A 13,602-nucleotide genomic window follows, 5' to 3' on the forward strand; every position below is an offset into this window, starting at 1 on the left:
GCTATTTATAAATTTTAAGGATTACATATTTTTCAATTCTCAGATAAATATTATTCATGAGTCTAATAATGAATGTCTGTGTACGCGCACTATTCTGTTCTAAAAAAACAGAATTAAAATATATTGATTAACTATGTCAAAAAACCAATAAACCCCACAAGGCGCAAGCACCTTGTGGGGTAAAACCATCTAATTCGCTCTATGTGAACATCTATATTAAATAAGAGGTATAGAAGGTTTACTTAGCATAATCCACGACTCTTGTTTCGCGAACTAAGCTAACCTTGATTTGACCTGGGTAATCCAGTTCATCTTCAATGCGTTTCTTCATATTTCTCGCCATAATAATCATGTCATCATCTGAAACCTTATCTGGAACAATCATAACGCGAATCTCACGACCAGCTTGAATAGCAAATGACTTTTCAACACCTTCATAGCCATCAGCGATAGCTTCAAGTGTTTCCAGTCTCTTGATATAAGTCTGTAGTGTTTCACGTCTTGCGCCAGGACGGGCTGCTGAAATAGCATCCGCAGCTGTGACGAGAACAGCTTCAACTGTTTCAGGTTCATAATCACCGTGATGAGTACTCATGGCATGGATAACGCCTCGAGACTCTTTGTACTTTCTCAGCAAGTTCATGCCGATTTCAATGTGCGTGCCTTCAACTTCATGGTCAACGGCTTTACCGATATCATGTAGAAGACCTGCGCGTTTAGCAACTCTAACGTCTGCGCCAAGCTCTGCAGCCATAATGCCTGCAAGGTAAGATACCTCAAGTGAGTGACGTAGTACATTCTGACCGTATGAAGTACGGTATCTCAGACGGCCCAGTAGCTTAACAAGTTCTGGGTGTAAATTGTGGATGCCGGCTTCAAATGTAGCGTTTTCGCCTGCTTCCTTGATCTGCTTAGAAATTTCTTTCTTCGCTTTACCAACCATCTCTTCAATACGAGCTGGATGGATTCGACCGTCAACAATTAGCTTTTCAAGGGCTAATCTTGCTGTTTCACGTCGGATCGGGTCAAAGGATGACAGTATAACTGCCTCTGGTGTATCATCAATGATCAGATCAACGCCTGTGAGAGATTCGAGCGCACGGATATTACGTCCTTCACGACCGATGATTCTACCCTTCATCTCGTCGTTTGGCAGGTTAACAACTGAAACCGTTGTTTCCGCCACGAAGTCAGCAGCATATTTTTGTACTGCTATCGCAATAATCTCTTGTGCTTTTTTCTCTGCTTCTTCCTTTGCTTTGTTCTCAATTTCTTTAACAAGAACAACAGCATCATGTCTTATTTCTTTTTCAACATCTGCAAGAAGCTGTGTTTTAGCTTCCTCAGTTGTATAACCTGAAATTCTTTCCAGTTCATTCAATTGATCCTGGTAAAGCTTTTCAACGGCCTCTTCTCGATTTTCAAGTTGCCTCATCTTATTTTGAAGTTTATCTTCCTTCTTTTCGATGGCGGCAGTCTTTTTATCAAGAGTTTCTTCCTTTTGGAGATTACGACGTTCTAAACGTTGCAGCTCTCCTCTGCGTTCTCTTGTCTCTTGCTCTAGATCTGCACGCAGTGTATGCAGTTCTTCCTTAGCTTCAAGAAGCTTTTCTTTCTTAGCTGTTTCAGCAGCTTTTCTTGCTTCAAAGACGATCTGGTCTGCTCTTTCTTCAGCACTTTTGATCTTCTTTTCGGCGATCTGTTTTCTAAGGAAATATCCTAGACCGAATCCAAGAGGCGCAGTGAATATGATTGCTGGTATAACGTAAAATGCACCGTTCATAAGCTCACCTCCTTTGCATCGAGTCATGGAAGACCGACAGTATCGGCCGAATGTCTCTTAAGCATTGATATAACTAGTTTTCAAGATACACCGTTCCTTATTCATTTTAACTCTTTTTTACAATAGTGTCAAGCTACTTCAACGGGCGACAAGGAAATTGGCATAATATATTCTGTTAATATTTTGACTATTCTTGCTTATGCAAGTTGCCTGTGCTAATATTTAACCGTATTATATAGTAAATTCACTTATGACATATTAGTGTTTGCAATGCATTCACCTATTTGTTAAAGAGTATTAACAGTGGTCAAATGAGAATCACGAGAGAGATCTGTCCATATAGACGCCGAAGAAGCAATATACTACAGCCACGTTTTATAGAATCTTTCAGGCAAAAGGATCGTGATTTGATGACACTCTGAAGAGTCTGGTTCAACCAGCACCGACGGGGAAAACGCTCAATGCGTGAAGCTCTCAGGTATGTAAACAGAGAATACATAGGCATAGGTATGCCTTATGTGTTCTTTTTTTGTTTTCATTTTCACAAAGTTTTTAATGCGCACCACTATTGTTCCGAACATACTCGTACAAAACCAGGAGGTCAATATGAAATTTGAAGAGAATCAAAATGTTGAAGATGCTTTCAAAGCCAGCATCCATGAATCTATTGCAGAAAGAAAAGCAGCTATATGCGACACATGAGACCCTGAAAAAGTAATGGCACTCCCGTGGGGAGTCAAGGGTGAAGTCTCAGCAGACATGGCAGAAGATGTGGAAAAATATTTTGAAGCCATTCAGGGTCAAAAAATTGACTGTGGTGACAACATCACTGTCGAAGTTCTCAAAGCCGGTGTCAAAGAACGCAAGGGAAAGCACACTCTTATTTACAGGTATGTGCTTTCAAATTAGGACCACACATTGTTCAGGACTAGAGCTTTAGCATGTTAAAGGCTAAAAAAACAGTCAGGCACCATGCCTTCCTCGCCTCACTTAAGCCACACATGCATAAAGGCCCTTTGTCGTTTTCCACGATAAAGGGCCTTGTTTCAATTCATTTTGTTTTATTCATTTTGTTTTATTCATTTTGTTCTATTGGCTGCTTAGAAAGCTCAGAATTCTCATCAGTTTCATTTTCACATGAACAGCCTATTAGAAACAGTCTATGTTTCAATGAGCGAATATATTATAAAGTCTATTCAGCCCCTACACAGATTCTTCTTCTTTTTCCACTTCAACAGCTTCACACGGCAGACCGTAGAAAGCTCTCACCTTGTTGTCAATTTCTTTCATAAGTTCGGGATTCTCAACAAGGAAGGCCTTTGCATTTTCACGTCCCTGCCCAAGTTTTTCATCGTTATAGCTGAACCATGCGCCTGCCTTTTTAACGATTTCTGCTTTCACTGCACAGTCTAGGATACTGCCTTCAGCAGAAATACCTTCACCATACATAATATCGAACTCAGCGATTTTAAATGGTGGAGCCACCTTGTTCTTTATAACTTTTACTTTAACACGGTTACCAAGTATATCTCCAGAGCTCTTTTTAATTGTATCAATTTTACGAACATCCAGTCGGACTGAACTATAGAACTTAAGTGCATTACCACCTGTTGTTGTCTCAGGGTTACCGAACATAACACCAATCTTCATACGAAGCTGGTTGATAAAAATAACAGAACACTTAGATTTATTGATAACACCTGTAAGCTTTCTAAGGGCCTGTGACATAAGTCTCGCTTGAAGACCCATATGACTGTCACCCATTTCACCACTAATTTCAGCCTTAGGTACAAGTGCGGCAACTGAATCGACTACAATCACATCAACTGCGCCACTTCGCACAAGTGCATCAACGATTTCAAGGGCTTGTTCACCTGTGTCTGGTTGCGCAAGAATCAGATTATCAGTGTCCACCCCAATGGCTTTTGCATAAACCGGATCCAGAGCATGCTCTGCATCAATAAAAGCGGCAACGCCACCTTCTCTTTGAGTTTCTGCAACCATGTGCAGAGTTACTGTTGTTTTACCTGACGATTCCGGTCCGTAAATTTCAATGATACGGCCCTTTGGAATGCCACCTATACCCAGCGCAATATCTAAATCCAAAGCACCTGTTGAGATGCTTTCTACATTTCTGCTTGTGGGCTCATCACCAAGTCTCATGATGGCACCTTTTCCAAATTGCTTTTCTATTTGTCCTAATACATTATCTAATGCTTTAGCTTTTTCTTTCATATTTTTCCCAGACATGGAGTCTGGTTTTCACCGCCCTTTCCACGAACACCTGTTCTGTTTTCATTATAACCTATTATTCGTCAGTGTCAATAGTATAACACGAAAAATTATATTTTACATTATTTTCCTTTAATCATTCTTCTTGCATGATCCAGTGCATAATTTGCAGAAAAACGGCGTATTCTTTTTCGATCACCATGGAATTGATGCTTGAAAACTTTCACTTGGCCTTTATAAAGTAGGCCAATATAGACAAGTCCTACAGGTTTATCAGCAGTGCCACCACCTGGTCCAGCAATGCCAGTCACACTGATACAAAGGTCTGAACCCAGTCTGCTTCTCAAACCCCTAACCATTTCTTCAGCTGTCTGGGAACTAACAGCCCCAAAGGCTTTTAGGGTTTGATCAGAAACCCCCAGTTCTTCCATCTTGGCTTCATTGCTGTAAGTGACATAGCCTCTATCAAAGACCTTTGATATGCCTGACTGTCCCACTAGGCTGGCTGCAATCATACCGCCTGTGCATGATTCTGCCAAGGAAAAGTGTATATTGTTCTCAATTAAAATTTTGGCTAGGCAAGCATCAAGGGTTTCATCTTCCATAGAATAGATATTGTCCTTGAATCTATCTCGAATCTTTTTAACAACAGGTTCCATAAGGGCTTCGTTTTCTGCCTCTGTAGTCCCGTTAGCGGTCACTCGAATGGCAACGCTGCCGTCCTTTACATATGTGGCCAGAGTGGGGTTTGTCTGTCCAGAAACCAAATCTTCAATCATGGTTTCAACCGTTGACTCCCCTATCCCAAACACACGAATCCATTTACTTGTGATTTCCTCAGAATGTTTGGATTTTAAATAAGGCACAAGACCAGTTTGCGTCATAGCTTCCAGTTCTCGAGGCGGTCCCGGCATCATAACCGCAGTTTTTCCATCTTTTTCAAGGATAAAACCAGGTGCTGTGCCCTGGGTGTTTTTCATAACTATGGCTCCGGCAGGTTTTGCCGCCTGCTTTCGGTTGCTGGCTGTCATTTTCCGACCCAGACTTTCAAAATAGGCTTCAATATCCCGCACAAGATCTGGGTCTAGACCAACCTCCACCCCCATAGCCTGTGAGACGATCTCTTTGGTTAAATCGTCTTGTGTGGGACCAAGACCACCTGTGGTTATAATAATATCAACTTCATCAAAATATGACTTTACGGCCTCTTCAAGACGCCTAGGGTTATCCCCTACGGTGATGTGGTACAGAACACTCACGCCAAGTTCGTTAAGAACAGAAGAAAGGTAAACCGCATTTGTATTGGTTACCTTTCCCATGAGTAGCTCAGTTCCCACAGCGATAATCGCTGCCTTCATAAGATACCTCCTATGCTTTCAGAACCTGCTTATTTTTTATAATGTAATCAACACCTGAAATCACCGTTAAGGCTACGGCAATCCAAAGTATAATTTGAGCCAACTGACCATTCATAACTTCAAATGGTGTGTTATTAAAAAGAAGGAGCACAATGGCCAGCATTTGCGAATTCGTTTTTAATTTGCCCCACCAGCTTGCCGCAATAACAATGCCCTCAGCTGCTGCAACCGCCCTAAAAATACTTACAATAAACTCTCTGCCTAAAATAATAACCACAGCCCATGAGCTGACAGAACCAATTTCTACTAGACATATAAAGGCAGCCATAACAAGGACCTTGTCGGCCAGCGGATCCATAAACTTGCCTAAGTTTGTAATTAAATTCATCTTTCTAGCCAAGTATCCATCAAGAAAATCAGTTAGTGATGCAATGATGAAAATAGCTGCTGCCAGGTTCATATTTCCCGCAAGCAAAAAATACATGAACACGGGTACCAGAAGGATTCTTAATATTGTAAGTTGGTTGGCAATATTCATTTAAATCTCCCCAATCAGGTCATATTCTAATGCGTCAGTGATATTAACATGAACAAACGATCCAATTTCTTGCTTTGAACGCGCGTGAACGTAAACCACGCCGTCAATTTCCGGTGCGTCAAATGATGAACGTCCAATATATACAAGGCCTTCTTGGTCATCTTGAGCCACTTCTTCAATAACGACTTCAAGATTTTGTCCTACAAGGCCATTCATTCTTTCCTCAGATATTGAAATCTGTGTGGCCATAATACCATCACGTCTTTCAGACTTTATGTCTTCCTCAACTTGACCTGGCATTTTCGCCGCAGGCGTGTCTTCTTCTTGGGAATAAGCAAAAACACCTAGTCTATCAAATTTCATTTCCTCAACAAATGACTTAAGTGCCTCATATTCTTCCTTTGTCTCACCAGGGAATCCCACAATAAGAGTCGTACGGATACTTATATGAGGAACCTTATCTCTTAGACTCGTTACAACACGACGAATTTGAGCTTGATCAGTCCGTCTGTTCATACGTTTTAGAACACTGTCTGAAGCATGCTGGATTGGCATGTCTACATATTTTACGACCTTATCAAGACTGGCAATGGCGCCTATAAGTTTTTCGTCAATAACATCTGGATACATATACTGAAGTCGAATCCACTTTAAGCCCTCAATTTTATTGAGTTCTTCTAAGAGTTCAGCCAGTTTATAATCGTCATAGAGATCAATGCCATACCGGGTTGTGTCTTGTGCAATAATGATGAGTTCTTTAACACCTTCTGCAACAAGTTTTTGAGCTTCTAAAACAATATCTTCCATATGACGGCTTCTGTATTTTCCACGTAGTTTTGGAATAATACAATATGTGCATAGGTTGTCACAGCCTTCTGATATTTTCAAATAAGCCATATGCTTTGGCGTTGACAGAACACGAGGCAAGTTTTCTTCAAAGGACTTATCAATATCACCAATGTGAATCTGCGTCAATCCTCTTCCAAAAATGCCTTCAACAATAGGTAGTATTTGATCAAATTGTGTTGTGCCCACAAAGGCATCCACCTCAGGAATTTCCGCCTTAAGTGATTCGGCGTAGCGCTCAGCCAAACAGCCTGTTACGACCAGAGCCTTGCACTTACCATGTTCTTTGTACTCAGATAAATCTAGTATTGTCTCAACCGACTCTGTCTTCGCACTTTCAATAAATCCACATGTGTTTATAACAATCACATCAGCTTCTTGAGGGTCAGCTATGGCGAAATACTTATTCTCGCTCATAATACCAACCATTACCTCTGTGTCCACTTGGTTCTTAGCACATCCAAGCGTTTCAAAATAGACCTTTAACTCCATGAAATCTCCTCAATCTAACCCGGCATATAAAAAGAATTATACACCGGGTACCTTTAAAATCTTATATGTTTAATTCTTCTAGCTCTTCCTTACTGATTAGAACCTCACGCGGCTTACTTCCACGGGATGGTCCGACAATGCCTTGTTCTTCCATGGTATCAACGATGCGTGCAGCACGATTATACCCCACACGGAACTTTCTTTGAAGCATGGATGCAGAGGCTTGTCCAGATTGAACAACAAGTTCAATGGCATCAGATAAATACTCGTCTGAATTCTCTGAAGCTTGGGCTTGTATGGTCGTTTCTAAAATTTCTTCATCATAAGTCACGCCATCCACTTGATTCTTTATGGTATCAACCAACTCTTCCACTTCTTCATCAGAAATGAATGCCCCTTGAATACGTTTGGGCTTAGACTGGCCTGTTGGATAGTAAAGCATGTCCCCTTGACCCAGAAGTTTCTCCGCGCCTGCCATATCAAGAATGGTCCTTGAATCTGTCTGCGAAGACACTGAAAAGGCAATACGTGAAGGAATATTGGCCTTGATTATACCTGTAATAACATCAACAGATGGTCTCTGCGTGGCAACAATTAAATGTATCCCGGCAGCTCTTGCCATCTGAGCCAGTCTACATATAGCATCTTCTACCTGATCTGGTGCCACCATCATAAGATCGGCAAGTTCATCAATAATGACGACAATCTTAGAAAGTTTTTCCCTTGGTTTTTCATCATCAGCCAAAATTCTATTGTATTTCTCAGCTTTTCTATTGTAGCTGTCCGAGTCTTTTACGCCGGTATCAGCGAAGAGCTGATAGCGTCTTGTCATTTCCTGTACGGCCCAGTTTAAAGCCACTGAAGCCTTTTTAGGATCTGTCACAACTGGAAGGATCAGATGTGGTATGCCGTTATATGTGCTCAGTTCAACAACCTTAGGGTCTATCATCAGGAATTTGACCTCATCGGGCTTCGCGTTAAAAAGAATACTGCTTATAAGGGCATTGACACAAACTGACTTACCCGATCCCGTCGCACCAGCAATCAACATATGTGGCATCTTAGCTAGGTTGGACACTATAGCTTTCCCGGAAATATCCTTTCCTAAGGCAAATGTCAACTTAGATTTGGCTTTTTTGAAATCCTCTGTATCAATAACATCACGAAGACCAACCATAGATTTGTCTTCATTAGGAATTTCCACGCCGATGGCCGCTTTGCCTGGAATTGGAGCAACAATACGAACCTGATGGGCCGCGAGGCTAAGAGCAATATCATCGCTTAGGTTTGTGATCTTACTCACCTTTGTGCCTGGTTTTGGCTCCAGCTCAAACATTGTGATTGTAGGCCCCTTACTGATTTGTGTGACCTTGGCTTCAACACCAAAATGACTCAGTGTTTCTTCCAGCTTGTGCGCTTTTTCAATCACTTCTTGATTGTCTTTTGCACTTTTAGGCGCCTTGACTTTATTTAGAATTGTCATAGGTGGTAATTTATAGTTTTCGTAGTCCACTTGGACAGACTTTTTAATATTGCTTTCTACAGAGGACTTGGTGCCCGCATCAATATCAGAGTTTTTCAGCTTCTGATTGTCAGGCTTTTTAGCTTGACTAGACTGTGGGCTTTCCTGTGAATTTTGAGCCTGAGTTGAAGCTGAATTTGCCCCTGCCCCCTGACTTTGATCTTGCTTGAGAGGGCCTGGATTTTGTCCAGAGCTCTCGTCAAAGTTATCTCCATGATCTAGGTGGTCCTCTTCTTTTAATAGAGTTACAGGAATATCATCATAAGCACTTGCCCCATCATCGACCTGGTCTGAATCATCATCCTTGTCTACATTTTGACTAGACTCATTTTGACTTAACTCAGGTTCAACAGAATCGACTTCGTTAGATTGTGTTTCATCCTGACCATCCATAGATGAGTCATCCGCAAGCTCATAGCTCTTGGTCGAATCTGAAAGCCCCTTGTCTGTCTCTATAGAAGATGGAGGAATGTCTGTATCTTCCGGATCGCTCGTATGTGCATCAGAAACAATGCGTATAGACGTGTGGTCACTTTCATTACCAGTGCTTTCAGTCACAGAACTTTCTGTTACAGGTTCTTGTGTGAAAGGACGTCCCATCACATTTGTGGAAGCTGATGCATCCTCTTCAAAGGAATGTCCCGGAAGGGTTCTTTCCGTAATCGCTTGGTCATCTAACTGATGATCCGAATCAAAGGCACTAAAATCCCGAACCTTATTGCGTAGACTTTCCCGAACCTGATGACTTTCCATATCTTCTATATGTTGTCCATCTATAGGGGATCGCTTGTCTGGTTCATGACTTTTCACTTCTTTTATTTCAGACTTGATGTTATGCGTCGATGTAGATTTTTTTAGCTCTTTCATCTGCTTGCGTGCATCCTTAACGGATTTGGGCTTGCTGTTTAACTTTGGCATATGAATTTCAGGTAAATTCACTTCAATTGAAGATAATTTTTCTGCCGCAACTTTTCTCTTTTCCCAGATTTCTAAAATAGAAATACGCGTGCCCAGAACAAGTGCAATAACAAATAAAACAAAGATAACAAAATAAGTGCCAATTGTTCCTAGTAGCTCAGTAAAAACGAAAGTTATAATCGACCCAATCACACCACCGCCTTGTCCAGCAATGCCATTTTTATAAGTCAATTGAATGCCTTCAAAACTTGTTAAGGTCATGCTGTTAAAGTCTAAAAGTTCCAATATAATTTCCATGCTCTTCACGGTGAGCAGTAATATTATGGCCAAAAATGCCGTCCCAAATGCTGTCATGTATCTTCTGCGAACAGATTTCAGATTTTTATTGATGCCCAAGAAAATAAAGACGGCAAGGAAATAAGGAACTATGTATGCTGTACCGCCAAAAAGTCCCAAATAGACATGGCTAATAAACTCTCCCGCTACCCCTATGGACTTAGAATGTAGACTCAAAGCCGATAGGACTGTGAATGCGAAGAGAAGCACCAACTCTATTTCATAGCGTATTAATTTTTGATTCTTAGATGACTTTCTTTTATTGCTTGACTTGGTCCCAGATCGTGATTTAGATTGACCTGTGGCCTTACCCGATTTTGTTCGTGTTGATTTTGATCCAGCCCCTGATTTTGTACTGTTTTTACTTCTTGATGAAGTTTTTGCCCCAGTAGTTTTCTTTGTTGACTGTTTTGTTGAATTCGATTTCGTCGCCAAATAACCACCTCTTTCCCACTCATTATAACATGAGAATACTACAACCACGACCTAGTCATTCAACTGGAACTCTTTATGTAGAGCTTGAATGGCCTTTTCAAGTGACGACTTTCTAATGAGACACGCAATGGTCGTATGAGAATCACCCGACTGTAAAATCTCAATGCCAGCCTTTGTCAGTGATAGAACAATGCGCTTCATGACACCAGGCACACCATGAATTTTATACCCCACAGCCGTTAACTTGCAACAGTCTTCCAGGGTTGTATATTCTAAATCCAAAGCATTTAAAATATCATGTGCCTTTCCTAGATCCTGCTCATTTATTGTAAAAATTTTCTGGTCTTCAAAGAAGTTGATCAAGTCCATGGACACGCCCGCTTCTTCAAAGGCATTTAGAAAAGCTTCATTTCTATCATCATCATAAGGAATGTTTATTGTAAACTGAACAATATTATCCTTGCTTGCGATGGCAGTGATGATCTTAGGCTGCATTGTTTTAGGAATAGCCGCCGTTTCACGGCTGATGGTTGTTCCTTCGCAGGCCTTAAAGGTATTTTTAATTTTAAGAATCTTACCTGATCTACGAGCCACTTCAACGGCCTTATGGTCTACAACTTTGGCTCCATCAACAGCCATCTGATAACATTCCTCATAGCTTATTTGACCAATGACCTTGGCCTCTGGGACAAGTCTTGGGTCCGCTGTCATGACACCATCCACATCTGTATAAATTTCAATGGCGTCTGCATCTAGGGCTTCTCCAAGGATGGCTGCGGTTGTGTCACTTCCACCTCGACCAAGTGTGGTTATGTCACCTGAGCTTGTGATGCCTTGAAAACCGGTCACAACCACAATTCGATTGGCTTTAAGGTGGTGAAGAATTTTATCAGTCTTCACTTCAATCACATTGGCATCTCCGTGAATATCATCTGTTACAATACCGGCCTGAAATCCTGTAATTGCAGCACTGTCAACACCGTGTGCCCGAATTGTTCCCGCCATAACTGTGGCCGATATGGTTTCCCCACAACTCATCAGGAGGTCTAGTTCCCTTGTTGCATGTTCATTGATAACTTCTTTATATAAGCCAATTAAAGTGTCTGTTGCATAAGGGGCCCCTTTGCGACCCATTGCAGAAACAACCACAACCACCTGATGGCCTTCATTGAAAGCACTTATGGCATTCTTAGCCACTTTTTGTCGAGACGATTCCGTCGACACAGATGTACCGCCGTATTTTTGTACGATAATCCCCATAAGGTCCTCCTAGTTCACACCAGTTGAGCCAAAACCGCCATGGCCTCTATCTGATTCTGTAATTTCCTCCACTTCAACAAGTTCCACTCTCTTGTACTCACAAATAACAAGCTGAGCCACTCGGTCACCCTTTTTAATTTCAAAGGCCTCACTTCCTAAATTAACCATAGGAATGCAAAGTTCTCCTCTGTAGTCACTGTCAATGGTTCCCACGCAGTTTATTAGAGTGATACCATGCTTAATAGCCAGACCGCTTCTTGGGCGGACCTGACCTTCATAGCCCTCAGGAATTTCAATAAATAGGCCTGTAGGAACAAGTTTCCGCTCCATAGGTTGTAGTGTCATTGGTGTTTCAACATTTGCTAGCAAGTCCATTCCTGCCGAACCAAGGGTTTCGTATTTTGGAAGTGTTAAATCTGACTTGTTAATAATTTTTACTTTCATTGTGTCCTCCTGAAGCGATGAATCTCTATTTACTTTTCACGTTGCCCTTCAAGGCGTCAAATTTTTTATAAATTTTTTCCACAACTGCATCATCAATTTTCCCAACGGTCGCTAGAGCCATTTGGTCTGATGTAAGGATTTCTATAGCCAGTTCACGTATACGATCCGGTGAAGTGGTGTCAATCTTCTCAAGCACCTCTTCAGTGGATTTCACACGGTCTGTGAATAATACGGATTTACCCATCATGTTCATGATGTTTTCTGTGCCTTCTAACCCTAATATATAACTGCCCTTGAGCTGTTCTTTAGACTGTCTGATTTCATCATCAGTGATAGACCCACTGGCAAAATCAGATAGAATATCTAGCATAATCTCCACAATTTGATCCAAATTCTCCGGGTTCATAGACGCATAGACCGAAAGCAATCCCATGGCCTCATAAAAGCTTGGATGAGAATATACCGAATAACTTAGGCCGTGGTCTTCACGAACAACCTGGAAAAGTCTAGAGCTTGTACTGCCGCCAATAATGTTATTGAGAATGAGTAAAGCATAGGCATCCTCATGTTCAAAATGAATCCCCTTATAACCAATATTGAGATGGACCTGTTCAATATCTCTCCATCTATGAACCCATCCCCTATGAAATTGAGGCTTCTCTATGGTTTTGTTTGAAGACATCTTGACTTTGGCTTTTCCAAAAGTCTTATTGAGCAGCTCGAAAAGACTCTCTTTTTCGTAATGTCCTGCAACAGCGATCACCATTTGATCCGCCGTATATGTCTGCTGCATATACTCAATGACTGATGCCTTTGTAAGTCCCTTTAAGGATGACTCTGACCCCAAAATTGGACGCCCCAGAGGATGGTCTTTAAAAATCAGATCTGACAATATATCATAGACCAAGTCCTCAGGTGAGTCTTCATACATGAAGATCTCATCCAGTATAATCATTTTTTCCTTGCGCATATCTTCATTATCAAATTTGGAATTTTGAAGCATATCGTTTAATATGTCCACAGCAATGGCTGTGTGGTCATCAAGAACTCTGGCATAAAAACAGGTACATTCTTTGCTGGTAAAGGCATTGAGCTCTCCCCCAAGACCGTCCACCTGCATGGCAATATCCTTTGCAGTTCTTGTATTTGTTCCTTTAAAAAGCATGTGCTCAATAAAATGTGAAACACCATTATTTTCGGGGGTTTCCAGTATGGAGCCTGTCTTAATCCAAATACCAATGGAAATTGATCTATGCCCGCTAATCGGATGGGCAATCACTTTAATTCCATTATCAAGTTTCAAAGTTTCATACATTCGTATTTCATCCTCTATTCTAAACGCATTGAACTTTAGCTCCATTAAACCTAATGAATGCATAAAGTTGTCGTTGGCTAAATAATTTCAGGCCCTATTCAAATATATTTATGACATGCACTA

The 13,602-nt window shown here is 41.2% G+C and carries 10 protein-coding genes and 2 riboswitches; of the genes, 1 reads left to right on the forward strand and 9 read right to left on the reverse strand.

Going from position 1 to position 13,602, the window contains the following annotated elements; genetic code table 11:
- Positions 1-238 precede the first annotated feature (238 nt).
- Positions 239-1,783: a ribonuclease Y gene (rny, locus tag ACQ4KW_RS12050; RefSeq protein WP_430882728.1), complete on the reverse strand. Its 1,545-nt coding sequence runs from the start codon at positions 1,781-1,783 to the stop codon at positions 239-241.
- Between the two features lie 311 nt (positions 1,784-2,094).
- Positions 2,095-2,196, forward strand: a riboswitch (glycine riboswitch).
- Positions 2,197-2,199: 3 nt separating this feature from the next.
- Positions 2,200-2,275, forward strand: a riboswitch (glycine riboswitch).
- Between the two features lie 225 nt (positions 2,276-2,500).
- On the opposite strand from rny, the gene ACQ4KW_RS12055 reads away from it, so the two are divergent.
- Positions 2,501-2,692 (forward strand): hypothetical protein, encoded by a 192-nt coding sequence (locus ACQ4KW_RS12055; protein ID WP_430882729.1) that lies wholly within the window; start codon positions 2,501-2,503, stop codon positions 2,690-2,692.
- Positions 2,693-2,986: 294 nt separating this feature from the next.
- Here the strand turns inward: ACQ4KW_RS12055 and recA are convergent, their stop codons facing one another.
- The 8 genes from recA to ACQ4KW_RS12095 all read right to left on the reverse strand — a co-directional run bounded on the left by recA (position 2,987) and on the right by ACQ4KW_RS12095 (position 13,542).
- On the reverse strand, positions 2,987-4,018 hold the full coding sequence (recA, locus tag ACQ4KW_RS12060; protein ID WP_430882730.1) for a recombinase RecA: 1,032 nt from the start codon (positions 4,016-4,018) through the stop codon (positions 2,987-2,989).
- Between the two features lie 119 nt (positions 4,019-4,137).
- Entirely contained in the window at positions 4,138-5,373 is a 1,236-nt protein-coding gene (locus ACQ4KW_RS12065) for a competence/damage-inducible protein A (protein ID WP_430882731.1), read from the reverse strand.
- A gap of 10 nt (positions 5,374-5,383) precedes the next feature.
- Positions 5,384-5,911: a CDP-diacylglycerol--glycerol-3-phosphate 3-phosphatidyltransferase gene (pgsA, locus tag ACQ4KW_RS12070; protein ID WP_430882732.1), complete on the reverse strand. Its 528-nt coding sequence runs from the start codon at positions 5,909-5,911 to the stop codon at positions 5,384-5,386.
- Complete coding sequence (rimO, locus tag ACQ4KW_RS12075; RefSeq protein WP_430882733.1) at positions 5,912-7,249, reverse strand: 30S ribosomal protein S12 methylthiotransferase RimO; 1,338 nt, start codon at positions 7,247-7,249, stop codon at positions 5,912-5,914.
- A gap of 61 nt (positions 7,250-7,310) precedes the next feature.
- Positions 7,311-10,460, reverse strand: a complete 3,150-nt coding sequence (locus tag ACQ4KW_RS12080) for a DNA translocase FtsK 4TM domain-containing protein (RefSeq protein ID WP_430882734.1) — start codon at positions 10,458-10,460, stop codon at positions 7,311-7,313.
- Positions 10,461-10,511: 51 nt separating this feature from the next.
- A complete protein-coding gene (gene dapG, locus ACQ4KW_RS12085; protein ID WP_430882735.1) occupies positions 10,512-11,720 on the reverse strand; it encodes an aspartate kinase in 1,209 nt (402 codons plus the stop codon).
- A 9-nt stretch (positions 11,721-11,729) separates the two neighbouring features.
- Positions 11,730-12,164 carry a dUTP diphosphatase gene (gene dut, locus ACQ4KW_RS12090; protein ID WP_430882736.1) on the reverse strand — a complete coding sequence of 145 codons (435 nt, stop codon included), beginning with the start codon at positions 12,162-12,164 and terminating at the stop codon, positions 11,730-11,732.
- Positions 12,165-12,189: 25 nt separating this feature from the next.
- Positions 12,190-13,542 (reverse strand): M16 family metallopeptidase, encoded by a 1,353-nt coding sequence (locus tag ACQ4KW_RS12095; RefSeq protein ID WP_430882737.1) that lies wholly within the window; start codon positions 13,540-13,542, stop codon positions 12,190-12,192.
- Positions 13,543-13,602 lie beyond the last annotated feature (60 nt).

It is taken from the genome of Tianxiuia mixotrophica (genome assembly GCF_050596425.1).
Lineage (GTDB): Bacteria > Bacillota > Clostridia > Peptostreptococcales > Acidaminobacteraceae.